The sequence below is a fragment of the Marinobacterium marinum genome (assembly GCF_013868415.1).
Classification (GTDB): Bacteria; Pseudomonadota; Gammaproteobacteria; order Pseudomonadales; family Balneatricaceae; genus Marinobacterium; species Marinobacterium marinum.
Genome location: NZ_JACEMT010000050.1, coordinates 87,147 through 113,022 on the forward strand (window position 1 = coordinate 87,147; position 25,876 = coordinate 113,022).

Consider the following 25,876-nt stretch of genomic DNA (forward strand, 5'->3'; position numbering starts at 1 on the left):
TGCTACACTCGCACCTCATAAATCCACTGATCGAAACAGGACGTTGCCATGAAGCGTTTAGGTCTACTGGCCGCCATGCTGGCCCTGGGAGGATGTGTCAACCTGTCAGGCGCGCTGAAGGAGGCTCCCGGCGTCAATGAATTTTATACGCTGGATACCCGCTACTACCTCTTCTGCCAGGGGGAAAGTGCCCGTTGCCAAGACCTGACTGCTATCGTGTCGGTACGCAGCCAGCTGAAACCGATCGAGCAGATCTACGGCCGCTCGGTGCAGGGCCCCAATTACCCGACGGACCTGGCTCGCATGATTCTGACCCCGCCGGACAACAGCTATATCAGCACCGCTGTCGACAGTGAAAACCGCTATTTCCGCGTGCCGGTCAACCGTCATACCCGCACCGTCTGGGAAACCCTGGACAAGGCCTATCACAGCATTTATCAGTAAGGCGGGAGGCGCAGCAGCTGCTGCGCCGTGCTGCCCGTCACCCGGATAACCTCCGCCACCGATAGCCCTCTCAGCTCTGCCAACACCGCTGCAACTTCTGCCACCCGTGCCGGTTCGTTGGGAAGATCGCGGTAATCCGCCAGTGGCATATCCGGCGCATCGGTTTCCAGTACCAGCCATTCCAACGGCAATTCGGCGGCCAAACGACGCTGCTTGCGCGCCCTTGTATGCGTGATGATGCCGCCGATTCCCAGTTTAAACCCCAAGGTCGCATAGGCACGCGCCTGCTGCTCGCTGCCGGAAAACGCATGGATGATGCCCCCCCGCTCCGGCCGGTAACGGCGCAGCAGGGCAAGCACTTGATCATGCGCCTTGACCACATGCAACAACAGGGGCAACTCATGCCGACAGGCCAGTTGCAACTGGCGCTCAAGCAGGGCTCGCTGCCGATCGGCCGCCATCTGTCCCGGTCGATAATCCAGTCCCGCTTCACCGATCGCTACCACTGGATGGGCCACAAGCGCCGCCGTCAACGTAGCCAGATCCGGCTCGGCGTCGTGTGAGAAACAGGGGTGCAGCCCGAGGGCCGGGTACAGGTCGGACGCTTCGGCACACAGGGCCAGCACAGACTGAAAGTTATCCACATCCACTGCTGGCACCACCATCCGCTGCACACCCGCCAAGCGGGCGCGTGCCAGCACGCCCGGACGATCGGCAGCAAACACAGGGAAGTCCAGATGGCAGTGGGTATCGATCAACATGGGAACAGTATGGCACAGACCCGAACGGCCCGTGCCGACAAGAGAGATCAGTGCTCGCGGGTAGCGCGGAAACGGATGTCCGGCCAGCGCTCTTCGGTCAACGACAGGTTGACCCGCGTCGGCGCCAGATAGGTCAGCAGCCCCGCACCGTCAATGGACAGGTTGTCGTAGCCCTTGCGACGGAAGTCATCCAGCATCTTCTGGTCATCGCATTCCACCCAGCGGGCGGTCTGTACGCTGATCGGCTCGTAAATGCACTCGACCTTGTATTCATCCTTGAGACGGAATACCACCACATCAAACTGCAGCTGTCCCACCGCACCCAGAATCAGATCATTATTTTTGAGCGGTTGGAACAACTGTACGGCCCCTTCCTCCGACAGCTGCTGCAGCCCCTTCTGCAGCTGCTTCATTTTCAACGGATCAGTCGGACGCACACGACGGAACATTTCCGGTGCAAAGTGCGGAATACCGGTGAATTTCAGTGTTTCTCCGGCGGTAAAGGTATCACCAATCTGGATGGTGCCGTGATTGTGCAAACCGATAATATCGCCGGACCAGGCTTCCTCTACGTTCTCGCGATCTCCGGCAATAAAGGTCACGGCGTCGGCAATACGGATATCCTTGCCGATACGCACATGCTTCATTTTCATGCCCCGGGTATATGAACCGGAACAGATACGCATAAAGGCGATACGGTCACGGTGTTTCGGGTCCATATTGGCCTGAATCTTGAACACGAAGCCGCTGAATGCTTCTTCACCGGCCTCTACCTCACGGGTTTCGGTTGCACGCACCGGTGGAGCCGGTGCCCACTCGACAAAGTTGTCCAGCATTTCCTTGACGCCAAAGTTGCCCAGTGCGGTGCCGAAAAACACCGGGGTCATCTTGCCGGCCAGATAGGCCTCCTGATCCCATTCGTGGCATGCTCCCTTGACCAGCTCGATTTCGTCAACGAAGTCATCGTATTCGTCCTCCAACAGAGCTCGCGCCTCATCGGAATCCAATCCCTGGATGCACTTGTCTTCCGGCAGCTTGTGCCCCTGTCCGGGGGTAAACAGGTGAATGGTGTCGGTATACAGGTTGTACACGCCCTTGAACCATTTGCCCGAACCAATGGGCCAGTTGATCGGCGCCGCTTCAATTTTGAGGACCTCCTCAATTTCGTCCAGCAGCTCGATCGGGTCACGAATGTCACGGTCCAGCTTGTTGACGAACGAGAAGATCGGCGTGTCACGCAGGCGACAAACATCCATCAGTTTGATGGTCCGATCCTCGACGCCCTTGGCACCATCCACCACCATCAGGGCGGAATCCACGGCGGTCAGCGTGCGATAGGTATCCTCGGAGAAGTCTTCGTGTCCCGGCGTATCCAGCAGGTTTACCGTGCGCTCGTTATACGGAAACTGCATCACCGACGAGGTAATGGAAATACCTCGCTCCTGCTCCATGCTCATCCAGTCAGAGGTCGCATGGCGGTCACTGCCCCGCCCCTTGACTGTACCTGCCACCTGAATCAACTGACCCAGCAGCAACAGTTTTTCGGTGATGGTTGTCTTACCGGCATCGGGGTGGGAAATGATGGCGAAGGTACGGCGTTTGGATACTTCCTGGGCAATGGACATGAATTCGCGTCTTATGTTTTGGACAGGGACCGGGCCTTGCGCCCCGTGTGTACCGTTGATCATGGATTAGGGCCTATTCTCGCTGATCAGACCCGCTTAAACAACGGCTTTCACAGGTCCCGTTACCTGTCCCCAAACCCTACCCATAGCTGAGCTAATAAACGCCCGCAGGCCTGTCCCCTAACGCCACAATTCCGATATCGGCGTATCCGGCCCGAAACGGTCTGCCACCTGGGCCAGCAATAACTCGCCACAGGCGATGGCATCCGTCATCGCATGATGTGGACGGTAGTATGGCAGGTTATACCGCTCGCGGCTCTTCGCCAGCCGGATGGAGACCGGCTTTTTCCCCAGCAACCGCGCCCAGAACCCCAGTGGCTTTTTGCGGTGCAACCGCGCTTCCAGCTCCATGGTATCGATGACCGGAAACTCAATCCCCTCGCGCAACCGTGCCTTGAGCGCCGCGTTCAGGAACCCCCGCTCAATCCCCCGGTGATGAACCACCACGATCTTGCCCTGCAGCTGGGCCAGCAGCTCGTCAAGAATACGGCTCAGATCAGGCGCCGATTCTATTTCCGAATGCGTAATTCCATGCACCACCACCGATTCACTGCTCAGCGTGGCTCTGGGCTTCAATACCCGATGCTTGGCCTGGGCACAGTAAATACGGTTGATGGTCATGGGCACCAGCCCGATGCTGACAATCCCGCCCTTGCGCGGATCCAGTCCCGTGGTTTCGAAATCCATCGCCACCAGGGGCACCTCGGACAGCGGCGTATCGGGCGCGACCACTCCGGCCTTGTAGAAGGCTTTCAGCGCCGGATAGCGGGCCGATTCCGCCAGGGTTTTAAAGCGCTCAGGCCAGTCACTGATCACCGTATCCTGCTCTTCCATTGACGGTTCGTTCTGCAGCTTGTCCCGATCCAGGTAAAACATCAGTTGCTGCGCCCCGGCTGATAACGGTACTTCAGGAATTTCTGCGCGTTGGACAGAATCTGGAACGCATCCTTCAGGTTCTTGCGCTCAAAATCGGACAGATTTTCCGGCTCGATATTATTATCCGGCTCATTGCCGGCTTCCAAGTCCAGCGCCTGATGTCGAATACGTACCATGGCGATCAGTTCCAGCGCATCGCGCAGGTCGGGCCCCCGCCCGCGAGGCATGACGTCCGCTTCAATCAGATCCCTGAGCCGATCAAAGGTGTTGTGCTCACGTGACCCGATCGCCAGGGCGTGAACCCGTACCAGATCCGCCAGCGGGGCCGTACCGCGACGTTTCATGTTAATCGAGTTGCTGTGCCGTCCGTCGGTTTCCATCACGAAATCCTTAAAGAAGCCCAGCGGCGGCGTGCGCTGCAGCGCGTTACGCGCCATGCAGGCCAGGAAGCGCGGGTTGCGTTGCGCCTTGCGCCGAATCAGGTCATTCAACATGCCGGCCCAGCGTACCTCGCCCCAAACGCCCTCCAGGTCAAAGAAGATTGAACTGTTCAGCAGAAACTCCGGCGTCGGCTTTTCAATCCAGTTGGTGAAATACTGCTCCCAGACCCGCAGCGGCTGACGCCACTTGGAGTTGGTCGCCATGATGTCACCGGTGCAGTAACTGTAACCACAGGCATTCAGACCGTCGCACACAAAGGCGGCCAGATCCTTGAAATAGGCGTTATGCAATTTGGGATCGTATCGGTTATCCAGGATCATGGCATTGTCCTGGTCAGTCACGATCAGTTGCTCTTCCCGCGCCATGGACCCAAGCGCCAGGAAACAGTAGGGAACCGGTGGCGGGCCCAGTTTTTCTTCACCCAGTTCCAGCAGCCGCTGTTTGAAACTGCGGCCGATCACGGACATCGCAGTCCCGATCATCTGCGAATTCGCGTCTTCATTGACCATGCGGCTGAAGCACGCACTGACATCCGTCCGCAAAGCCACCAGCTCTTCTACACTTTGCGCACGGAAGATACTGCTGACAACAAACAGGCTGTTCTGCGATTCGTAACGGATAATATCGGAGATGGCGACCACACCCAGCGGCTGCTGACGTCGCAGGACCGGCAGATGATGCACGTTGTGCCTCAACATCAACAGCATCGCTTCAAACACGAACTGGTTATGCTCAACGGAAATCAGTTCAGATGTCATGATATCCGTCGCGGGCGTGTCAAAACTCAGCCCCGGCGTCACCAGACGATTGCGCAGATCACGGTCGGTAATAATACCGGCGACCTGTGTCTCATCACTCGTTTCATCCAACACCAGCACAGAGGAGACCCCCTCTTCGCTCATGCCGATGGCGGCATCCCGTGCCGTTGCACTCATCGGCAAGGTCACGGCCGGGCGTTTGATCAGGGTATCGATCTTGGCCGTCATCAGTTCATTGGCATCTTCACGGCGTCGCGCCACGGCCTGGCGCAGGCGCGTCCGGTCTTCCACTTCGACAATATCGGCAAACGCCTCGTTGTTGTCGAACAGCTCATTGAATACCGCTTCAGGAATCAGGTAAACCAGCGTGTCTTCCAGCGCCACGATTGGAAACCGCACTCGGCCATTGCGCAGCAGACCGAATTCACCGAAAAAGCCCCCTTCGCTCAAACGGTTGTAGAGATCGCCGTTACGGCGATAGATTTCCACCGAACCACTGCGAATCACGTACCAGTCATGGATGTCTTCACCAAATTCCAGAATCCGGCTATCCGCCTTGAAATACGCAATTTCGACCTGGGTCGCCACTTGGGCCAGCTGTTCTGCGGACAACTCGCTGAAGGGCTGGTGCCGCCCCAGAAAATCCACGATTTCTATATGTTCCGCTTGCATCGACTGAGCTCACATCAGTATAGGAATCAAAACGGGCGGAGCGGCCTGCGCCACTCCGCCCGTAGCAACATGGGAGGTATCAGAGCCTTGGCTCGGACGCCAGCCCTTTGACCATCGAGAACGCGGCCATCAACAATACCAGCGTAAACGGCAAACCGGTCGAAACCGCCATCGCCTGCAAGGCGGCCAAGCCCCCCCCCAGGATCAGGGCAATAGCCACCAGTCCTTCGAAGGTACACCAGAACACGCGCTGCGGGGTTGGTGCATCAACCTTGCCGCCGGCTGCAATCACGTCGATCACCAGCGAGCCGGAGTCAGACGAGGTGACAAAGAACACCACGACCAGCACGATCGCAATAAAGGATGTAATCTCCGCCAACGGCAACACATCCAGCATGGTGAACAGCTGCAACGGCAGTGCGGCATCCTTGATCGCGCTGTAACCTTCGGCAAAGTGCAGGTTGACGGCAGTACCGCCAAAAACACTCATCCAAAGTACACAGGCAGTGGACGGAATCAGCAACACCGAAATCAGGAACTCACGGACGGTACGACCACGTGATACCCGAGCGATAAACATGCCGACAAACGGGCACCAGGAGATCCACCAGGCCCAGTAAAAGGCCGTCCAGCCAGACACGTAATTGATATCTTCACGACCCACCGGATTGGACAGCTCGGGCAGATAACTCAGGTACGCCCAGAGGCTCTCGAAAAAGCCGGTCAGCAGCAGCAGGGTCGGACCAACCAAAATCACGAAGACCAGCAACAGGACAGCCAGGATCATGTTGATCTCGGACAACCGCTTGACCCCCGCATCCAGTCCGGCCAGCACCGAGATCAGAGCAATGGCCGTAATGCCGATAACCAGCAGTATCTGTGTGGTATCACCCAGGGGAATACCAAACAGATAGTTCAGGCCAGACGTTGCCTGAGCGGCACCATAGCCCAACGACGTCGCCAGACCAAACAGCGTGGCCAACACGGCCAGAATATCAATAATATGGCCCGGCCAGCCCCAGACCCGTTCACCCAGCAAGGGATAGAACACCGAGCGAATGGTCAGCGGCAGCCCCTTGTTGAACGAGAACAGTGCCAGTCCCAACGCCATTACGGCATAAATGGCCCAGGGGTGCAGAGCCCAGTGGTAAATGGTAGCCGCCATACCCAGACGACGGGCAGCCTCCACGTCATCAAGGGCTGCACCCAGGGGCGCCCAGTCAGTTCTCACCCCCTCTTCAAGGCTGGGACCGCCAAACGCGCTCAGCGTATGCGACAAAGGCTCGGACACACCGAAAAACATCAACCCGATACCCATGCCGGCCGCAAACAGCATCGAGAACCAGCCCAGGTAGGTATAATCGGGCTGGGCTTCCGTGCCGCCCAGACGCACCTTGCCCAGCGGGGTAAAAATCAGCACCAGACACAGCACCACGAAGATGTTGGCTGCACTGATGAAGAACCAGTCCAAATTGGAGGTCAGCCAGCCACGCAAACCGCTGAACAGCGGTTCAACCTGGTTCTGGAATGCCAGTGTCAAAAAAACGAACGCGATGACGGCAAGGCCCGAGATCGCGAAGACCCGGTTATGGATATCAAGCCCAAACGGGCCCACGTTGACAACAATGTTATCCTGACCGATCTGATAATCCGTATCGATAGGATTGACATCACCATCGGGGATCATAGGATCTTTATTGTCAGCCATTATGGACTGTCTCCCTCAGGTTGTTAGTACAGAAGTATTCCGCCGGGGTCTGCGTAAACGCTTACACCGGCACATCCTGTATTAGTATGTTTGATCCTTTACGCGTTTATCAAGTTGCATATATGCGACAATCATGCTGCGACACTCGGTCGCAGTCCGTACGGCAGCGGCACAAGGCTATACTGCTCTCCCCCGATCTTGAATGGAGACATCTTCTGAACGGCTACCATGCATCTCTGCTGCAGCTGACGTACATCCGCACACTGGTGCTGTTTGTCCACAGTGGCGCGCTGATCTTCGCACTCTTCATCCTGCATCTGAATCTGGATGCCTGGCTGCTGGGTTCTGTTCTGGCAGCCCTGCTGTTGCTCAACCTGATGACCTTCGCCCGCCTGCACTCGCCGCTTCCGGTCACCGACTGGGAGCTGTTCAGCCAGGTCTGCGCCGATATGGTGCTGTACGGCTGTCTGCTCTACCAGTCCGGTGGTGCCACCAATCCGTTCATTTTTACCCTGCTGGTTCCGCTGCTGATCACGGCGGCCACCTTGCCAAAGCGCTTTACCCTGTTGATGGCCCTGATGGTCGTAGCGCTCTACAGCATCCTGCTGCGTCATTTTCAGCCCCTGATTGTTCCCGGTGACAGCCACCAGCACCGGCTGCTTAACCTGTTTGATCTGCATATTATCGGCATGTGGGTGAATTTTCTGTTTACCGTGCTTCTGGTCACCTGGTTCATCAGCCGCATGCAGCGCTCACTGGAAACCCAGGCCCGCGCCCTGCAACAGGAACGGGAGCGACACATCCAGGATCAGCAACTACTTTCCCTGGCGACCATGGCCGCCGGTACAGCGCATGAACTGGGTACGCCGCTCGCCACCATGCAGGTAACACTGAAGGAAATGACGCTCGACTACCCGAATGAACCCGACCTGCAGGACGATATCGCCCTGCTGCAGGAGCAGGTTCAGCTATGCAGTCAGCGCTTGCGCCAGCTGAGCCTCAAGGTGCGCGACGAACCAGACCGAGCCGCACCGATCGCACCGGATCAGCTACTGAACAGCGTGATCGAAGAGTGGACGCTGATGCGTCCAGGCATCAGCTATACGCTGACTCTCGCCACACCCGATCAGGCCCGAATCGATGACTCGACGGCACTGCGTCAGGCGTTGCTGAATCTGCTCAACAACGCCGCTGACGCCTGCCCCGAGCACATCAATATACGGCTGTTCAGCCCGACCCCAGACCAGGCACAACTGCACATTCGGGATAGAGGTCCCGGCCTGCCACTGGAGCAGGCCGATCAGCTGGGCAAACCCTTTGTCACGACCAAAGGACGCGGCCTCGGTATTGGTCTGTTCCTGACCACTTCTACGCTGGCCCGTCATCAGGGTGAAGTTCGCCTGTACAATCACCCGGAAGGCGGCACGCTGACCGAAGTCAGCCTGCCACTGTTGCCGCCCGTCACACCTTTTCATGCCAAGGAATCACCACATGTCCAAGCAACTGCTGATCGTTGACGACGACCCGACCTTTACCCGCGTTCTGGCCAAGGCCATGACACGGCGCGGACTGGAGGTCAACGTAGCCCGTGACGTGCCGGATGCCCTCAGACAGGCAAAAGACTGCCCACCCACCTATGCCACCGTCGACCTGAAAATGGAGGGTCCTTCAGGACTCGCCCTCATCCCCGAGCTGCGTGCACTCAATCCGGACATGAAGATTCTGGTTCTGACCGGCTATGCCAGCATCGCCACCACCGTGGATGCAATCAAATCGGGAGCCGACAACTATCTGCCCAAACCGGCCGATGCCGACCAGATTTTACGCGCACTGGACGACACCACGGTCGGAAAGGAAGCCGAAACGGAAATCCCCGACACACCAATGTCGGTCAATCGTCTGGAATGGGAACATATCCACAAGGTACTGCAGGAGCATGACGGCAACATTTCGGCGACAGCTCGTGCACTGGGCATGCATCGACGCACCCTGCAGCGCAAGCTGGCCAAACACCCGGTACGCCGCTAATCTGGCCTCGTTTGGCTACTGCTCATCGATATAAAGGCGGGCATCGAATGTACGGATCCAGTCGGGATGGAAAACCATCATGGCAGTCATGATAATACCGTTGAGCAGGCCTTCCGGAAACATGATCAGCGGCAACAGACGCACATACTCAAGATAGATCCGGGTCCAGCTGTAAACACCATCGGCCCAGAGCAGAACGCCCATCACCAGACCGGCTACGGCCGTTGATATGCCGGCACCGAAAAAGGCACACAGAAACAGGTACACAAAGAAATTGTGTGGCAGGCGCGCTTCCACCAGACGCAACACGCCCAAACTGGTCAGGGCCGGCACAACCACCGAACAGAGTATGTTGATACTGAAGGTATCCCAGCTTTCCTGTCCGATCAGCGTCATGCCCAGCATGGCCAGCGTACCCGAGATGATCGCCAGATCCAGGCCGAACATTAGCGTCAACGTTGTCATACCCAGAAAGTGAATGCTCAGTCCCGGCGAAAGCCCGGCCCTTAACGTCCACATCGACATCAACGCGACCGTCGCGCCAAACAGCAAATGCTGCAACCGCCGCTCCCGTATCAGCACCCCCCAAGGGGCATATCTCAGTGCCAGCAGCAGCGCCAATACCGCGCACAGGGCCGAAGCCCAGAGCCATCCACCACTGATCAATCCTTCAGTCAGACTCACAGGTTCACTCAATCAAGTCTACATAGAACTTCACAACGTACGTTGATAAATCAACGCATCCTCGTACCCGTCCGGGTGCGGATAATAATCCTTGCGCCGCGCAATCGTCTGCCAGCCGAGCTTCTGGTACAGCGCCTGCGCCGACCGGTTGGACTGCCTGACCTCCAGCAACAGACGCTCGATCCCGTCAGCCCGCAACGCCTGCTCGGCGTGTTGCAACAGCGCTATTCCAACACCCTGACGGCGTGCGGCCGGTGCCGTTGCGACGCGCAACAGTTCAGCCTCATCCAGTACTCGACTGAACAGGCAGTAACCCGCCAGTTGCTCACCACGCCAGCACAGCCAGGCAGCAGCTCCCCGCTCATCAACCGCCTTGTGCCACCAGGCCGAGGCAAAGGGCTCATCTGCAAAACAGCTTTCATCGAGCGTCTGCACACTGGACAAAGCGGCGGTATTCAGAGAACAGATATCAGTCATGGTGTGGCCTCGGTGTGCGCCTGAACGGCTGCAAGTCTCGCCAGGCTTCCGCTTTACGCTCGGGGAGACTCAGCAGCTCGCTCAGGCTCAATGTCACCAAGGCCTGGCAGCGCTCATTCAACGTCAACACCTGCCCCTGCAGAGCGTCAAAACCTTCGGCTTGATCAGTCACCCAATGACAGGCCGCCTCGCCCAACAGCAGCACCCGGCAAATCTCGGGTTTGAAGGCTAGTGTGTTGTTCAGTTTGCGCGCAACAGCCCGCCGTGCCTCTTCCGGCCCCTGGTCCAGATTTTTACCGGCCAGCATGGGCCAGGGCAGCATGAAAGGCGTCGACAATTCTGCCGTCGTCGCCATACCCAAGGCGTTGGTCATACCCTGCAGCAAACGTCGATGACGACGACTGAACCCCTCCGCCTGGTGCGGCGGCAGAGAATCAATAATCAGCAGATCACCACGTACCAGATACGCCAGCTTGAAACGCGGGGCCGGTTCCGGTCGTGCAGTCGCAACACGCCTGGCAGCGGCTACAGCTTGAGTGGCAGGCCTGGTGATTTCGGACACCCCAGTCTCGGGCGGACGTCCTGCCGAGGCCGACGGCTGAGCCAGCAGTGCCGCCGTATCGATACGCTTGCCGCCCGAGCGTGTTCCGGCCATGGCCGGCATCTCCGACACCTCGACCGGTGCTTCCGCCTGCCAGGAGGGTTCTACCTCCGGATAGGTGAACCCTGCCACCCATGCGGGTGAGGGCGCAGCACCGGGCAGCGACTGACGGGGCAACCAGCTATCAATGCCAATCGCGTCCAGCCACTGGTGGCGCTGCTGTTCCTGAAGCTCTACCGACATCGAACGCTCTTAGACCTGGGGATGCGCTTTCTGGATATTGGCATCCAGCATGTTCAGGGCGTGAATGTAGGCCTTGGCAGACGCGATGATAATATCCGTATCGGCACCCAGGCCATTCACGATACGACCAGCCTTTTCCAATCGCACGGTCACTTCACCCTGAGAGTCGGTGCCACTGGTAATGGCGTTCACCGAGTACAGCTGCAGGTTGGCACCGGAATGTGCCAGTTGTTCCAGCGCCTTGAACGCCGCATCCACGGGGCCGCTGCCAGACGCCTCTACCGAGTGCTCTTCACCGTCCACGGACACCACCAGGCTGGCCACCGGTGTCTCGCCGGTCTGTGAGGTGACATTCAGGCTGCTCAGGCGGTATTTTTCGTGATCGGCCGAAGCACGGGCATCACTGACCAGCGCCACCAGATCGTCATCAAAGATTTCGCTCTTCTTGTCCGCCAGCTCCTTGAAACGGGAAAATGCCGTATTCAGCTCGGCATCGGACACAAAAGTGGTGCCCAGCTCTTCCATGCGGGTACGGAAGGCGTTGCGGCCGGACAGCTTGCCCAGCACCATGCGGTTGGTGTTCCAGCCCACATCCTCGGCGGTCATGATTTCGTAAGTTTCGCGGTGCTTGAGCACGCCGTCCTGGTGAATGCCGGACTCGTGCGCGAAGGCGTTGGCGCCCACGATCGCCTTGTTCGGCTGCACCGGGAAACCAGTCACGCTGGACACCAGACGCGATGCCGGCACGATCTGCGTGGTATCGATGCCGGTGCTCAGGCCCAATACGTCTTCGCGGGTGCGCAGCGCCATGACGATCTCTTCCAGCGAGGCGTTACCGGCGCGTTCACCCAAGCCGTTGATGGTACATTCCACCTGACGGGCACCAGCATTGACCGCCGCCAGCGAGTTGGCCACCGCCAGGCCCAGATCGTTGTGGCAGTGCACGGAGAAGATCGCCTTGTCGGCGTTGGGCACGCGCGCGATCAGCTGAGCGATGGTGTTGCCGTACTCCTGGGGCACGGCATAGCCGACGGTGTCCGGGATGTTGATGGTGCGGGCACCGGCATCGATCACCTGCTCGATGATGCGGCACATGAAGTCCAGTTCGGAGCGGCTGGCATCTTCCAGCGAAAACTCCACATCATCGATCAGATTACGGGCACGCTTAACCGCGCGTACCGCGTTTTCCACGACCTGATCCGGTTCCATCTGCAACTTGTACTGCATGTGAATCGGCGAGGTGGCGATAAAGGTGTGGATACGACCGGAGTTGGCACCGCGCAGCGCCTCACCGGCACGGTCGATATCCGCATCCAGCGCACGGGAAAGCGAGCATACGGTACTGTCCTTGATAGTATCGGCAATGGTTTTGACCGATTCGAAGTCGCCCGGACTGGCAATCGCGAATCCCGCCTCGATCACATCCACACGAAGCTTTTCCAACTGCTTGGCGATACGCAGCTTTTCATCACGCGTCATCGACGCGCCCGGGCTCTGTTCGCCGTCACGCAAGGTGGTATCGAAAATAATCACGCGGTCATCATTGCGGCTCATGCTCACTACTCCCGTCGGGTCCGGACCCCAGCTGCCCGGATGTGGATAAGTCTGCCGTGAGGATCGATCAATTGGTCGGCAGCTACAAATGGGCTTATTGTATCATCAAGCCGCAATACCCAACATGTTATCGCGAGTAAGGAGTCGAGGAGATGAACGCTATCCGTTTTGACCAACTGATCGATCGCCGCGCCACATCCAGTGAAAAATGGGAAAAATATGCCGACCGCGAGATTCTCCCCATGTGGGTCGCGGATACCGATTTCATGGCGCCCCAACCCGTGATCGAAGCACTGCATCAACGTATCGATCACGGCGTCTTCGGCTACACCTGTACGCCCCCCGAACTGAACCGGCTGGTCATCGAGCGCATGCAGGCACTATATGACTGGCCGATCGAGGTAAACGATCTGGTCTGGCTACCTGGCCTGGTGTGCGGGTTAAATCTGGCCTGCCGCAGCGTCGGCGACAACAACTCCGCCGTAATCACCCCGGCACCGGTATATCCGCCATTCATGTCCGCGCCGCGCCTGTCCGAGCGCACCCTGATCAAGGTACCGCTCACTCGCAACCAAAACAACCGCACCCTGCTCGACCTTGCAGCACTGGAAGCCGCCATTACACCCGATACGCGACTGCTGCTGTTCTGCAACCCCCACAACCCCGGCGGTACCCTGTACCGTCGCGAAGAACTTGAAGCGCTGGCCGATATTGTGGTCAGACATGACCTGATCATCTGCTCGGACGAAATCCATTGCGACCTGATCCTCGAACCCGGTCTGGTCCACACCCCGATCGCCTCGCTGAGCGAAGCCATCGCAGCACGCACCATTACCCTGATGGCGCCCAGCAAAACCTATAACATTGCCGGTCTCGGCTGCTCTTTCGCCATTATTCAAAACCCGGAACTGCGGCAGCGTTTTCAGCGCGTCCGCAAGGGCATCGTTCCCGATGTCAACCTGCTGGGCTATACCGCCGCCCTCGCCGCCTACCGCGACGGCAATGAATGGAATCGCAGTCAGCTCGATTACCTGCGCGCCAATCGCGATTATCTGGTAGCCGCCATCAACGCCATCCCCGGCCTGAAGCTGGACCCGATCGAAGCAACCTATCTGGCCTGGATTGACGTTTCCGGTGCCTGCCTGAACAATCCACCGCTCTTTTTCGAACAGGCCGGGGTCGGCATGTCGCCAGGCCGTGATTTTGGTGATGACCGCTTCATGCGATTGAACTTTGGTTGCCCCAGAGCCCTGCTGGAGCAGGCGGTTGAGCGGATCAGAAGAGCTATCTTGACCGAGTTGCCGGCCTGATCATCTTCGACCTGAGCGGCTGCAAACGACAACAGGGGCCATACCGGCCCCCGTAGCGAAAAATGCGCCCGTTCATAAACCTGCTCAGGCGGCAACCGGATCCGATGCCGGAGCAGTCACAGCACCTTTTTCAAGGTCGCGCTGTCCGTATGTGGAAAGGCCTGACCGTAGATATTCAACTGCGTATTTTGCGAATAGGTCAGCGTATTCTCGCCAATATCCATGGTCATGGAGAATGACTCGGTCGTCGCATTCTCGGTCATGAACGACGATTCGGCCACTCCTCGCGGCGCAGACGTCAGGGTCATTTTCGCGGCAGCCTCACCCTCGGCAACCACACAAGCCGCTCTAGGGATGCAGAACGTGTTGTATACCATCTGATTTTCCTTGTCGTAGATCAGATAGCCACGCTGATCGTGGAACTTCACATCATCCTTTTCGCGAAAGACCTCCTGCTTGTAATACACCGCCACCAGATTCTGGCTGCTGGCATTCACCGCATCGGCAACCGCTTCAAACGTCCTGATTTCATAAAAGGGTTCAACCGCCGAGACTCCCTTGCCAACGGCAGACCCTTCCTTGCCGGGAGCGACATCCACGCCAGATGCTTCAGTTTTCCAGGTGCCTATTAACGGCTCCAACGGTCCAAGATCCATCTCCGCAGCCACAGCGTGATTCGCGACCGGCCATAACAGGGAAAGAGAAGCGGCAACACATGCAAATATACGGTCCGTTTTTTTCATTGATCATCCACCACTGTTCACACTTTAAGGCTGATTAAACAAGTCCCCCGAGGCATCACGCCTGACGATCGGGAAAGTCTGGAGGATGCTAGAGCGCACGGCAGAAGGAGACTATGGGAGCCTTGTCCCATGATCCCGAAAATGAACTTTTAAGGGGCCTCTGGGTCGCATGACCCATAGCCATATCAGGACTGAACCGGGGCAAGGTACGGAAACATGATCAACGACAGGAAGTTTATCCTTTGGGTCAGAACATTCTTTATTCTGATAATTGTCACCAGCATTTCCGACGTTTTTTTTGATATCAAACAGGGGGCCAGCCACCTTCATGTGCTGCTGGAATGCCTGATCGGAATATTGGCTCTGGCCATGCTGCTGGCCCTGTTTATCAATACCCGTATGCAGGCACGGCACAATACCGAGCTGCGGCATGAGTTGACGGACGTAATGGACCGATCGGCCAAGGCGTCACTGAAACTGGCGGTTGCCAAACGCACCTTTGGGGAAGAAATCTGGAAACAGTTTGCGGACTGGGCCTTCACCGACAGCGAAGCAGAAGTGGCCTTTTTTACTCTGAAAGGGTTTAACGCGAAAGAAATTGCCGGACTGCGCAACGCATCCGAGAAAACCGTGCGCAACCAGCTCACCAGCGTCTACCGGAAATCCGGTACAACCGGGAAGCCGGATTTTATTGCCTGGTTCATGGAAGGACTCATTTCGCCTGAAAAGCCGGAAACCTGACGCCCCCGGTCACGAGAACCGGGGGCGGTGTTTCAGCTCCGCAACTTAGAGCAGGTTGGTGTTGTATTCCGCGATCAGGCGAACATCATTGATACGCGGCACAACGGCATCATCGCCATTGGCATGCGCCACCCGCAGCCGCAGGTCCAGCCCCTTGGCGGCCCCGCTCTGCAGGGTGTACTTGGCATCAAAATTGGTTTCGCGCCGCTCGCCATCATCTTCACCCAGGTAATCGATATCCCAGGACTCCGTATGACGTGCCATCAGGTGCAGTCCGGGCACGGATGGCACGTCATAGTCGACACGTACCTGCAGGGATTGCTCATCCTTCGCATTGAAGTCCAGCAACTGGACCGCTCCCCAGGTAAAGAACTGGGTGTTGTCGGCCCCGCCCCACTGCTGGTCATAGCCATCACTGCCGCCTATCGCCTGATAGGCCAGCGTATACGCCCAATTGCCCGTGGACAGACGCCCCGTCAAACCGGTCAGATGGCTGTCATAATCGGGGTTGGCATACAGATTGCCATCCGCTTCACCCCTCATGTGCGTCACGTCCAACATCAGATCCTGTCCGGCCAGCTGAGTCGAGTAATTGGCATTCAGGTACCATTGCTCCTGATAGTCATCAGCTACCGCATACTGCAGCTGAGTGCTCAGCCCGTTATCAAACGCATAGGTTGCCCCCAATGACTTGATGTCATAGGTTTGGCCCTTGGCCCGGTATTTTTCGAACTTCTCGCTGTTATTCATGGACGCACGGTCGGAATAAATCGCATACAGCTTGCCACTGCCCAGCGTCGCTTCGGCATAGGCGCCCTGAGTGCTGGGCGCGGAAATACGCGAAGTAATATCGTTCAACAGCGGCGTCATCAGGATCATGCGACCTATTTTCAATTCCGCCTGTTCGATTGGACGCAGCTTCAGGTAGGCCTGCTCAAGCTTGGTGTAGCCATCCCCTTCCGGAGTCAGGACATCGGACGAATTGAGCGTTTTGTCCCCCACCAGCTTGGCGACGTGAACCGCCGAAACATCGACCCCAATCATGTCATTCCAGTAGGGCGACAGCACTTCCAGACGGAACGCCTGCCCCCCCGCGATGGTGTCGGGAATCCCGGCATCGAAGTCACGGTTCATATAGAAGGTACGCAACCCCAGATTGATCTGCAGCTCGTTATCGGAATTCGCTGCCGTGACGGGTGTGGCCGAAAGGGCACTTGCGGCTGCAACAGCCAGCGCCAGTGTTTTTATTTTCATAAACGCTCCTGTTTCCCCCATACAAGATGAATGGTTATGGATACAGGCACAGCTCCCTCGATGGGGAAACGGGTACCGAAGAAGTCATGCCGCATTGTGTTACCGGGTGCTTGTCACGCCGTTATGCCGGCACTATCTGCCGGGCCAAGCATGACCGCCTTGAACAGCGCCACCGATGAGCCGCATGGGCAGCAAGACACATCCCGAGTCGGGATGGGGCACAGGAGGGGAAATGGGGAGACAACGCTCGCTTGCGATTCATGCTGTACCTCGGCATCACTTGTTCTTGTTATAGCGGTCCAGATGTATTCACTACGCAACAATAAATGGAACAGAAAGCAGTCTACCCCGCTCTCAATGAAAGGTGCTTCGAATTTTTCAGTTCAAACGCGTACTATTTGAAATAAAATTTCACAAAACTGAATTTAACGAAATAATAATTCAAATTCTCCTGAACCATAGTGACACTGTAAACGGTCCGGCGACAGACGGAGCGCAGGCGAATAACCACCCGCAGTAGCACAACCCTCGAAATCTGAGGCCCTCTGGCTTTCTCGTTGCGGCTCCCTGTCTTCTGTCAAATGGCAACACTTACTCACGCCAAACCATTAAAAAACCGTCACTGTATGATGACCAATTTTGAATTTTGTTTAATTAATCGCAACTCTCTGTTTGGCATGGGCGCGGGAATGTTGCTAAGATGTTCTCGAGCTTGGCCCTGATGTCAGGCTTACCACTTTCCAGCGAAGAGTCTCTCTCGAAAAGGCAACAACCGAATGCGACATCCGGTTGACGCAAAGCTCAGGGCCCATAATGGAAACGGCTGCCGGGTTACCGAAGGAGAGATTCGCTCCTGTATCAGCCGATGCAGGTATCTGCGTAGCGGTGCTCATCTGCACCCTGCGCAGATATTTTTTTGATCCAGCCCCGGTAATTTTCCCTTCGCCACCTCCACGCAGACCGGCCTCAGCCGCTATAATACCCGCCTGTTTCATCATCTGTTCAGCCGATAAACGGCAACATCCACACATGATCAATTCCCTCCCGTGGACGCAACCATGCCGGGATTCTGCGCTATGGAGACTTGTAATGCATAAACGCTCCCTCAAGCGGCTTCGCCCGTTCCTCGTACTGGTGCTGGCAGGCCTCAGCACAGCCTGCAGTCATGATCGCTACCTGTTTCTTGAACGTGCTGAACTCGATCAACTGAACCAACAACTGCATCAGCAGCAGAGCCGACTGGATACTCTGACTGCCGTCAATCAACAGCAGTTTGACTCCCTGAGCCAGGCCCAGCACTTCCAGCGCCAGGAACTGCGTAATGCACTCCAGGAGCAAAGCCGGAAACTGGACAAGCTGGAACCCGCGCGTAACCGCATTCTGCAGACCACCGCCATCCAGAGTCCGCCGGACATCTCGGGCCGTTATCAGGGCAAACTGGTGGTGGGTGAAGTCGAAAAACTCCACCTTGCCGTGCCCGGCCTGACCTTGGAAGCCCGCATCGACAGCGGTGCTACCACCTCTTCCATCCACGCCAGCAATATCCAGCGCTTTGAACGCGATGGCGAAAACTGGGTGCGTTTTGAGCTCAAGGACCCACAATCCGGTGACAATGTCACGGTCGAGCGAGAGTTATCGCGTAATGCCAAAATCATCCAGGCCAATACGGAAGATGCTGAACGCCGCCCCGTAGTAGAGCTCCCCTTTATCATTGGCGACCATCGCCAAAGTGCCGAGTTTACACTCAGCGATCGCAGCCACCTGACCTATCCTGTACTGATCGGCCGCAATATTCTGCGCGATGTCATGCTGATCGACGTGGGCCGGGAATACGTTACCACACTGCCCGATACCCTGACCCGGCCTGAGGCTACAGGAGAAAAACCTTGACCCAGCATTCCAAAACTCCGTTTTACCTGGCCACTCTGCTGCTGATTGCGGCTGGCCTGCTGCTGGCCGTTTTGCGTCATGTCCAGATGGGCGTCCCCTGGCTGCCGGGCGAGCAGCAGCCCGTCTGGCTGGTGGAAGCCCGTATCGACTTTCAAGCCTGGGGGGACCCGGTCAGTGTCAATCTGAATATCCCCGATCAGCCACCCGGTTTTTATACCCTGACCGAACAGGCGGCTTCGCCCGGCTATGGGTATGCCATTACCGAACACCAGGGTAACCGCCGTGCCGAATGGAGCATCCGTGAAGCGTCCGGCCCGCAAACCCTGTATTTCAAAACACGTCTGATCCCCGATCAGTATGCCAGTGAGCCCCTGTTGGCTCCGGGTCCCGTCAAACCGGCCGAGGTTTTTCTGGAAGAGCCCGATGCCACTGCCGCACAGGCGCTGCTGGAACAGGCCAAGGCACGTTCCAGTGATGCCAGCAGTCTGACCCGAGAACTGATTGCACTGCTGAACAGCTCCACACCCGATCAGAACACACGCCTGTTACTCGGCAATGCCGCCCCGGCCACGACCCTGTATCAGCTCCTCAATTTTGCCGGCATTCCGGCACGCATTGCCGACGGCCTCCAGCTGGAAGATGCGCGTCGTCAGCAAAGCCTGCAGCCCTGGCTCCAGATTTATGACGGTGATCGCTGGCTGACATTCAACCCGCGTACCGGCACTCAGGGCGTTCCAGCCGATGTACTCCTGTGGCGACAGGCTGTGGGCTCCTTACTGGATGTCACCGGTGGCAGCAACTCTGTCGTACGCTTTTCCATGCTGCGTCAAACGGTTCCGGCATTGCAGATCGTCCGTGCCGAAGCCAATGAACGTGCCTTTGGCGCACTCAGCCTCTACCAGCTGCCCGTTGAGCAGCAGGGCATGTTCCGCATGCTGCTGCTGCTGCCCTTCGGTGCATTGGTCGTCTGTCTGATGCGCATTCTGGTCGGTATCAAGACATCAGGCACCTTTATGCCAGTCCTGATTGCCGTGGCCTTCGTACAAACCTCGCTGTTGCCCGGACTCGCGGCCTTCATCAGCGTTGTCACTCTGGGACTGCTGATGCGCGGTTACCTCTCCAGCCTTAACCTGTTGCTGGTTTCGAGGATCTCGGCCCTGATCATTCTGGTGCTGTTCATTACCGCCGGCATCAGCATTATCGGGTACCAGATGGGTTTCAGTACCGGCATGACCGTTACCTTTTTCCCAATGGTCATTCTGGCCTGGACCATTGAACGCATGTCGATCCTGTGGGAAGAAGAAGGTGCCCATGAAGTGCTGATCCAAGGTGCCGGCAGCCTCACCGTGGCCGTACTCGCCTACCTGGTCATGCGTGCCCCGCTGGCCGAACACATCAGCTTCAACTTTCCGGAGTTGCACCTGGTCGTTCTGGGCATCATTCTCCTGCTGGGCCAATACACCGGCTACAAGCTCACCGAGCTGCGCCGCTTTGCCCCCATGAAGAGGTATCAGTGATGTTCGACTGGATACGTCCACGCGACTTGAACCAACTGGGCATGCTCAGCATGAACAAGCGCAACATCGACTATATCGCCCGCTACAACGACCGCCGCGCTTACCCACTGGTCGACAACAAGTTGAAAACCAAACTGGTCGTCGAGGAGTACGAAGTCGCCAGCCCCAAATTGCTACAGGTTGTCAGCGAACAACACCAAATCGGTCGTTTTCGGGAAAGGGTCGCCAACCTGGACGGCTTTGCCATCAAGCCCGCCAAGGGCTCAGGCGGCAAAGGCATCCTCGTGATCACGGGGCGTGAGGGCGACAGTTTTATCAAGCCGTCGGGCAGCAAGGTCAGCCTGGAGGAGATTGAACGCCACCTGTCCAACATCCTGGCCGGCCTGTATTCACTGGGCGGTTCACCGGATGTTGCCGTCATTGAAGACCTGGTACGCTGCGACCCACGGCTGGCCCGCTATTCGCATGAAGGTGTGCCCGACATCCGCATCGTGGTCTTCAAAGGCTACCCGGTCATGGCCATGCTGCGACTGGCCACCCATGCCTCGGACGGCAAGGCCAACCTGCATCAGGGAGCCGTGGGCGTCGGCCTCAACCTGGCCAACGGCCAGGCCCTGAATGCGGTGCAATTCGACCGCCCACTGGAACAGCACCCCGACAATGGCCTTAATCTCGCCGATATCCGTATCGACAACTGGCACTACCTGCTGAACATGGCCAGCCGCTGCTATGAAGCCACCGGGCTGGGCTATATGGGCGTAGACCTGGTCGTGGATGAACAGTACGGCCCCCTGCTGCTGGAGCTCAACGCCCGTCCCGGACTGGCCATTCAAATCGCCAACGGCCAAGGACTTCTCCCCAGGCTCAAGGCCGTTGAAGCGCTGAAACGAGCCCATCTGACCCCGGAAGAGCGCGTACACTGGGCCATGGTGCAGGCTGGTGCCGAGAACATACCCGCTCCACAACGCACCACCCCCGTTCTGGAACCCGCCTTTCAGGCCTGCTGATCTGCGGTCGCTCCAGTCCTCAGGACTGGAGCAGTCGAGCCACGCGTGTCACCAGCAACGCACCCAGTACCGACAGGCAACCCGTTGCCAGCCAGGTCAACTGCCACCCACCGGCCCACGCGGCCAGAGCCCCGATCATGGGCGGAGTCACCAACTGTCCCAAAGCCGACAGCTGCAACATCCACCCCACTGCTGTCGAAATCACGCTACTGTCTGGCGCCAAGCGCACCGCAAGAGAAAACAGCACACCGGGGATGATGCCTCCCACCGCAGAAAAAATCACCACGGCAACATAACGCAGCCAGGGCATTGCAACCGTCCAGTTTGAAAACGCGACCCAGGTCGTCAGCGTCATCACGGCAAAACCGCTATACAACAACTGCCGTACGCCAACACCGGCATGCAGCAAACGCCCCGACATCACATTGCCGATCACATTCGCCGCAGCCGCAATCGCAGTCAATACCCCAACCAGCGCCCCATCCAATCCTGCTTCCGTATAAATGGAGGGCAAAAAACCAATCACCGATAACCACTGCCCCGAATAGGCCGCGAAGATCAACGCGACCAGCCAGGGACCGGGGCTGCTCAGAGTTAACGCCAAACGACTTAGCAGCACCCTTAACCCCGACAACGGCGACCCGCCATGCATGCGATCTCCCTGCGACAGCACGGGTACCGACAGCCCGACCCAGACCAGCATTAGCGCCGTGATAACCGCACAGAGCCACCACCATCCCTGCCAACCGAGCTGCTGGATCAGCCAGGGCCCGACCAAGAGTCCACCACCGGTGCCAAAGCCCATGTAACAACCCCACCAGCCCAACCTCAGGCTCAATTTTTCAGGCATCACCAGCTGCCGAATCAACCCAGGCCCCGACAGAGTCACCAGCAGAAAACCGCCTCCCTCTAGTGCACGCAGCACCAACAATGCGGCCGCTGAGTCGGCCAGCCCACCCAGCATACTGGTCAACGTCAGCACCGCCAGGCCCGTCACAATACTGCGTTTCAATCCAACACTATCCGCCAGCACACCAATGAGCGCCCCGCCCAGCATTCCGGCCAGCTGTACCAAAGACAGCAGAAATCCGGCCTGCACCAGGCTCACGCCCAATTCTGCCTGTAACACCGGAATGGCCGGAGGCAATTTCCCGATATGTAACGCGGCGACAATACCCGCCAGCATAACAACCACTTCCGGGGCGACACCCCCACGCCTGAATTCGGTTACACTCACCTGGCTATCCTTGTGCTGCCCAAAAAGATCCATTCTACGACCACCAAGCCAAAACCCCCACCCAACATTGGAAGCCGCCGAAAAACTCACTCCGGCAGTTTGGAAACCTCACCATTACGCGCTATCGAATAGGTGTCAAAGTCCTGCCCCAGATGCAGCCGGCCGGAATAATACTGCTCGGCCTCATCGCGCAAGGATTCAATTGACAGGTCTTTCGGACGTTTCGGATGTAAAAGATAACGCGGACTGAAATGTGTCAGCAGCAAAGCAGGCAGGCCCTGCGTCTCGGCAAAACGTGCGACTTGGGCCGCACAACTGTGCCCTGGTCCTGGCCCCACACGCTGCAATACAGCTTCGGTATAAGTTGCCTCATGTACCAGCAACTGCACACCGCAACATGCCTCTGCCAACAACTCGGGGCGATCATTGTCTCCGGCCACCACCACCGCCCGTGCCGCATGCGCAGGCATCCAATAGTCCCGTCCCTCCAGTTCACGCCCATCGCCCAAACGCACTCGCTCTCCCCTGTACAGGCGACTATAGCAAGCGGAAGGTTCTATTCCCTCTGCATTGAGGCGCACCGTGTCCAAACGCCGAGTAACCGCCACCTCTTCCAGGCGATACCCCCAGCACTCGGTTCGGTGACTCAGGACGGCTGCCGTAATATCAAACGGCCCGCATGGCAGCTGTAATTGATCCGATACCTCGACAAATTCCAGCGGATATTCAAGGTGCAACTCTGTCAGCTCAATCACGGCCTGTATATAACGCCACACGGCGGCAGGCCCCACCAGTGTCAACGGTGCCGTACGACCATTCAACTGACAGGATGCCAGCACCCCCGGCAAGCCATAGCAATGATCACCATGTACATGGGTAATCAGAATGACTTTCAGCTGAAGCAGAGACAGTCCCGTGCGCAACAACTGATGCTGCGTCGCCTCACCACAGTCAACCAGCACCCAAGCCTTCCCCCTCTCCGGCTGCACAGCAGTAGCACTGACATTTCGTTGTCGCGTCGGCGTACCTGAAGAGGTACCCAAGAGGGTGATTTTCATTTTTATAACTCACTATAAAATTCACCAGTACACATAACATTTATCCACAGCAGTAGAAAACTGCCTGTGCGGCAGCGGACAGAGCATTTTGGGAGTAATTCAGGTCTCTGCGTTTCTCAGCTGCCTGTGCGGCAGCGAACTCAGGCGGTGCTGGTTGATGGCCGCAGCCCTGTTTCTCAGCTGCCTGTGCGGCAACGAACGCATTGCAGGCGCGACTGTCGAAGATGCAGGATTTCTCAGCTGCCTGTGCGGCAGCGAACATTGCAAGACTTCATGTGGGCTCACGGCCAGTTTTCTCAGCTGCCTGTGCGGCAGCGAACGAGCCGACGCTGATCCAGCGGATTGCCCACCTTTTCTCAGCTGCCTGTGCGGCAGCGAACTGGAGCACCAATAAAAACCCGCATCCCAATCCTTTCTCAGCTGCCTGTGCGGCAGCGAACGGCCTGCATTGCTCGTGCCAGAGTGTCAGCCATTTCTCAGCTGCCTGTGCGGCAGCGAACTCCGACGACCTGACCCTTTGTTTGCACTATCCTTTCTCAGCTGCCTGTGCGGCAGCGAACAGTGCGACAGAGCTGATGGACTCAGCCAGGGCTTTCTCAGCTGCCTGTGCGGCAGCGAACAGGAGTATGGTGATGGTGGCGATTCATCTTCTTTTCTCAGCTGCCTGTGCGGCAGCGAACGTCATCTTCCAGCAGGAGAACGCGACGATTACTTTCTCAGCTGCCTGTGCGGCAGCGAACTGTCACCGGAGCCAATTTTACCGCTTCTTGCATTTCTCAGCTGCCTGTGCGGCAGCGAACAAGCATGACGGCGCAGAGCGATCAGCATTGTTTTCTCAGCTGCCTGTGCGGCAGCGAACTTGCTGAGCATAGACACCAAGTCGATGTTTCCGTTTCTCAGCTGCCTGTGCGGCAGCGAACGCACGTGATGCAGCCCGTGCAGAGCGAGAGTTTTTCTCAGCTGCCTGTGCGGCAGCGAACGTGTCCCGTATCCGCAAGGTGTGGGGCGATCTTTTCTCAGCTGCCTGTGCGGCAGCGAACAAGAAAACTAAAGGGACGCCTTCGCGCCAATTTTTCTCAGCTGCCTGTGCGGCAGCGAACTCGAAGAAACAGGGCTGCCGCGAAAGCATAGCTTTCTCAGCTGCCTGTGCGGCAGCGAACCGTCAGGTCAAAAAGTTACTAACTGCCCGGCTTTTCTCAGCTGCCTGTGCGGCAGCGAACCCTTCCGCATCTTCTCGGCTCAGCAGCAGACCTTTCTCAGCTGCCTGTGCGGCAGCGAACAGCAGGCGCTGGGAGACAAAAACGACCATGCGTTTCTCAGCTGCCTGTGCGGCAGCGAACGTCCCAGACTTCAGCTCGCTTGCGTTCAGGTTTTTCTCAGCTGCCTGTGCGGCAGCGAACACGGTATAGTGTCGGAGCTGGGTGGTGATGATTTTCTCAGCTGCCTGTGCGGCAGCGAACTAGCGGCACATGCCGATATCCGGGTTGACGGTTTTCTCAGCTGCCTGTGCGGCAGCGAACGCATGAATGCAGTCATGGAAAAACTGCTGTCCTTTCTCAGCTGCCTGTGCGGCAGCGAACCTGTCGGAACACCGCCGCAAGCTTTGCTACCGTTTCTCAGCTGCCTGTGCGGCAGCGAACAAAGACAAGATCGCCAACAGCACCGACCCGATTTTCTCAGCTGCCTGTGCGGCAGCGAACGCGTGGTGCAGAGGGCACTGCGCCTCAAGATTTTTCTCAGCTGCCTGTGCGGCAGCGAACTTGTATTCTCGAAAAATGCGACCGCCTCAATATTTCTCAGCTGCCTGTGCGGCAGCGAACCCAACCACTCCCACCCGGCGTACTTATCTACATTTCTCAGCTGCCTGTGCGGCAGCGAACGGACGGCACGGTGATCAATGCTGTGCCAGATGTTTCTCAGCTGCCTGTGCGGCAGCGAACACCGCGACAATACATACGACGCGCAGCTGTCCTTTCTCAGCTGCCTGTGCGGCAGCGAACGTGCCAGCCTGACGATCAGCAGTGTAGAGCGCTTTCTCAGCTGCCTGTGCGGCAGCGAACGGACAGGACGCCGCCGAGTCTGCGCTTGCGATTTTCTCAGCTGCCTGTGCGGCAGCGAACGAGGGCGTTAGCCACCTGTTCGAACTGGGCTGTTTCTCAGCTGCCTGTGCGGCAGCGAACAAGTCGC

At 57.6% G+C, this 25,876-nt stretch carries 21 protein-coding genes, 1 CRISPR repeat array and 1 riboswitch; of the genes, 8 read left to right on the forward strand and 13 right to left on the reverse strand.

Annotation, left to right across the window (positions count from 1 at the left end; translation table 11 throughout):
- Nucleotides 1–48: 48 nt before the first annotated feature.
- On the forward strand, nt 49–444 hold the full coding sequence (locus tag H1S06_RS10670; RefSeq protein ID WP_181739978.1) for a hypothetical protein: 396 nt from the start codon (nt 49–51) through the stop codon (nt 442–444).
- Here the strand turns inward: H1S06_RS10670 and H1S06_RS10675 are convergent.
- The 5 genes from H1S06_RS10675 to H1S06_RS10695 form a co-directional block, all read right to left on the reverse strand.
- On the reverse strand, nt 438–1,205 hold the full coding sequence (locus tag H1S06_RS10675; RefSeq protein WP_181739980.1) for a TatD family hydrolase: 768 nt from the start codon (nt 1,203–1,205) through the stop codon (nt 438–440). The two genes, H1S06_RS10670 and H1S06_RS10675, sit on opposite strands and share 7 nt — an antisense overlap.
- Nucleotides 1,206–1,252: 47 nt before the next feature.
- Complete coding sequence (locus H1S06_RS10680; protein WP_181739982.1) at nt 1,253–2,830, reverse strand: peptide chain release factor 3; 1,578 nt, start codon at nt 2,828–2,830, stop codon at nt 1,253–1,255.
- 180 nt (nt 2,831–3,010) lie between these two features.
- Nucleotides 3,011–3,766 (reverse strand): 3'-5' exonuclease, encoded by a 756-nt coding sequence (locus H1S06_RS10685; RefSeq protein ID WP_181739984.1) that lies wholly within the window; start codon nt 3,764–3,766, stop codon nt 3,011–3,013.
- Nucleotides 3,766–5,637, reverse strand: a complete 1,872-nt coding sequence (locus tag H1S06_RS10690) for a putative nucleotidyltransferase substrate binding domain-containing protein (RefSeq protein ID WP_181739986.1) — start codon at nt 5,635–5,637, stop codon at nt 3,766–3,768. Before H1S06_RS10690 ends, H1S06_RS10685 begins: the two co-directional genes overlap by 1 nt.
- A gap of 79 nt (nt 5,638–5,716) precedes the next feature.
- On the reverse strand, nt 5,717–7,345 hold the full coding sequence (locus H1S06_RS10695) for a BCCT family transporter (protein WP_181739988.1): 1,629 nt from the start codon (nt 7,343–7,345) through the stop codon (nt 5,717–5,719).
- 122 nt (nt 7,346–7,467) lie between these two features.
- Here H1S06_RS10695 and H1S06_RS10700 point away from each other — a divergent pair, with 122 nt between their 5' ends.
- On the forward strand, nt 7,468–8,862 hold the full coding sequence (locus H1S06_RS10700) for an ATP-binding protein (RefSeq protein ID WP_181739990.1): 1,395 nt from the start codon (nt 7,468–7,470) through the stop codon (nt 8,860–8,862).
- On the forward strand, nt 8,837–9,373 hold the full coding sequence (locus H1S06_RS10705) for a response regulator transcription factor (RefSeq protein WP_181739992.1): 537 nt from the start codon (nt 8,837–8,839) through the stop codon (nt 9,371–9,373). The genes H1S06_RS10700 and H1S06_RS10705 overlap by 26 nt, the downstream gene beginning before the upstream one ends.
- A gap of 15 nt (nt 9,374–9,388) precedes the next feature.
- Here H1S06_RS10705 and H1S06_RS10710 read toward each other — a convergent pair whose 3' ends face one another.
- From H1S06_RS10710 to H1S06_RS10725, 4 genes are read right to left on the reverse strand one after another with little or no spacing between them, the layout of a single operon-like run.
- The gene (locus H1S06_RS10710; RefSeq protein WP_181739994.1) at nt 9,389–10,057 is read right to left on the reverse strand and encodes an energy-coupling factor ABC transporter permease; all 669 of its coding nucleotides are present in this window, start codon (nt 10,055–10,057) and stop codon (nt 9,389–9,391) included.
- Nucleotides 10,058–10,087: 30 nt separating this feature from the next.
- Nucleotides 10,088–10,534, reverse strand: a complete 447-nt coding sequence (gene rimI / locus H1S06_RS10715; protein WP_181739996.1) for a ribosomal protein S18-alanine N-acetyltransferase — start codon at nt 10,532–10,534, stop codon at nt 10,088–10,090.
- Nucleotides 10,527–11,378, reverse strand: a complete 852-nt coding sequence (locus H1S06_RS10720; RefSeq protein WP_181739998.1) for a uracil-DNA glycosylase family protein — start codon at nt 11,376–11,378, stop codon at nt 10,527–10,529. The genes rimI and H1S06_RS10720 overlap by 8 nt, the downstream gene beginning before the upstream one ends.
- Nucleotides 11,379–11,387: 9 nt before the next feature.
- Nucleotides 11,388–12,932, reverse strand: coding sequence for a 2-isopropylmalate synthase (locus H1S06_RS10725; RefSeq protein ID WP_181740000.1), 1,545 nt, complete (start codon nt 12,930–12,932; stop codon nt 11,388–11,390).
- A gap of 152 nt (nt 12,933–13,084) precedes the next feature.
- Between H1S06_RS10725 and H1S06_RS10730 the strand changes: the two genes are divergently transcribed.
- Nucleotides 13,085–14,242: a MalY/PatB family protein gene (locus H1S06_RS10730; protein WP_181740002.1), complete on the forward strand. Its 1,158-nt coding sequence runs from the start codon at nt 13,085–13,087 to the stop codon at nt 14,240–14,242.
- Between the two features lie 116 nt (nt 14,243–14,358).
- Here the strand turns inward: H1S06_RS10730 and H1S06_RS10735 are convergent, their stop codons facing one another.
- On the reverse strand, nt 14,359–14,985 hold the full coding sequence (locus H1S06_RS10735; protein ID WP_181740004.1) for a heme-binding beta-barrel domain-containing protein: 627 nt from the start codon (nt 14,983–14,985) through the stop codon (nt 14,359–14,361).
- Nucleotides 14,986–15,201: 216 nt separating this feature from the next.
- Between H1S06_RS10735 and H1S06_RS10740 the strand changes: the two genes are divergently transcribed.
- Nucleotides 15,202–15,726 carry a helix-turn-helix transcriptional regulator gene (locus H1S06_RS10740; protein WP_181740006.1) on the forward strand — a complete coding sequence of 175 codons (525 nt, stop codon included), beginning with the start codon at nt 15,202–15,204 and terminating at the stop codon, nt 15,724–15,726.
- Nucleotides 15,727–15,771: 45 nt separating this feature from the next.
- Here the strand turns inward: H1S06_RS10740 and H1S06_RS10745 are convergent, their stop codons facing one another.
- Complete coding sequence (locus tag H1S06_RS10745; RefSeq protein WP_181740008.1) at nt 15,772–16,980, reverse strand: OprD family outer membrane porin; 1,209 nt, start codon at nt 16,978–16,980, stop codon at nt 15,772–15,774.
- A gap of 754 nt (nt 16,981–17,734) precedes the next feature.
- Nucleotides 17,735–17,819, forward strand: a riboswitch (cyclic di-GMP riboswitch).
- 250 nt (nt 17,820–18,069) lie between these two features.
- Between H1S06_RS10745 and H1S06_RS10750 the strand changes: the two genes are divergently transcribed.
- Genes H1S06_RS10750 through H1S06_RS10760 form a run of 3 tightly spaced genes read left to right on the forward strand, consistent with a single transcriptional unit; the run spans nt 18,070 to nt 21,394 of the window.
- Complete coding sequence (locus H1S06_RS10750; RefSeq protein ID WP_181740010.1) at nt 18,070–18,870, forward strand: ATP-dependent zinc protease family protein; 801 nt, start codon at nt 18,070–18,072, stop codon at nt 18,868–18,870.
- Nucleotides 18,867–20,387: an inactive transglutaminase family protein gene (locus tag H1S06_RS10755; RefSeq protein ID WP_181740012.1), complete on the forward strand. Its 1,521-nt coding sequence runs from the start codon at nt 18,867–18,869 to the stop codon at nt 20,385–20,387. The genes H1S06_RS10750 and H1S06_RS10755 overlap by 4 nt, the downstream gene beginning before the upstream one ends.
- Entirely contained in the window at nt 20,387–21,394 is a 1,008-nt protein-coding gene (locus H1S06_RS10760; RefSeq protein WP_181740014.1) for an alpha-L-glutamate ligase-like protein, read from the forward strand. Before H1S06_RS10755 ends, H1S06_RS10760 begins: the two co-directional genes overlap by 1 nt.
- 19 nt (nt 21,395–21,413) lie before the next feature.
- On the opposite strand, the gene H1S06_RS10765 is transcribed toward H1S06_RS10760, so the two are convergent.
- Both H1S06_RS10765 and H1S06_RS10770 read right to left on the reverse strand, forming a co-directional pair.
- Nucleotides 21,414–22,631 (reverse strand): MFS transporter, encoded by a 1,218-nt coding sequence (locus H1S06_RS10765; RefSeq protein ID WP_328515333.1) that lies wholly within the window; start codon nt 22,629–22,631, stop codon nt 21,414–21,416.
- A gap of 86 nt (nt 22,632–22,717) precedes the next feature.
- The gene (locus H1S06_RS10770; RefSeq protein ID WP_181740016.1) at nt 22,718–23,689 is read right to left on the reverse strand and encodes a ribonuclease Z; all 972 of its coding nucleotides are present in this window, start codon (nt 23,687–23,689) and stop codon (nt 22,718–22,720) included.
- A gap of 112 nt (nt 23,690–23,801) precedes the next feature.
- Nucleotides 23,802–25,869: a CRISPR direct-repeat array (repeat unit 28 nt; unit sequence TTTCTCAGCTGCCTGTGCGGCAGCGAAC).
- Nucleotides 25,870–25,876 lie beyond the last annotated feature (7 nt).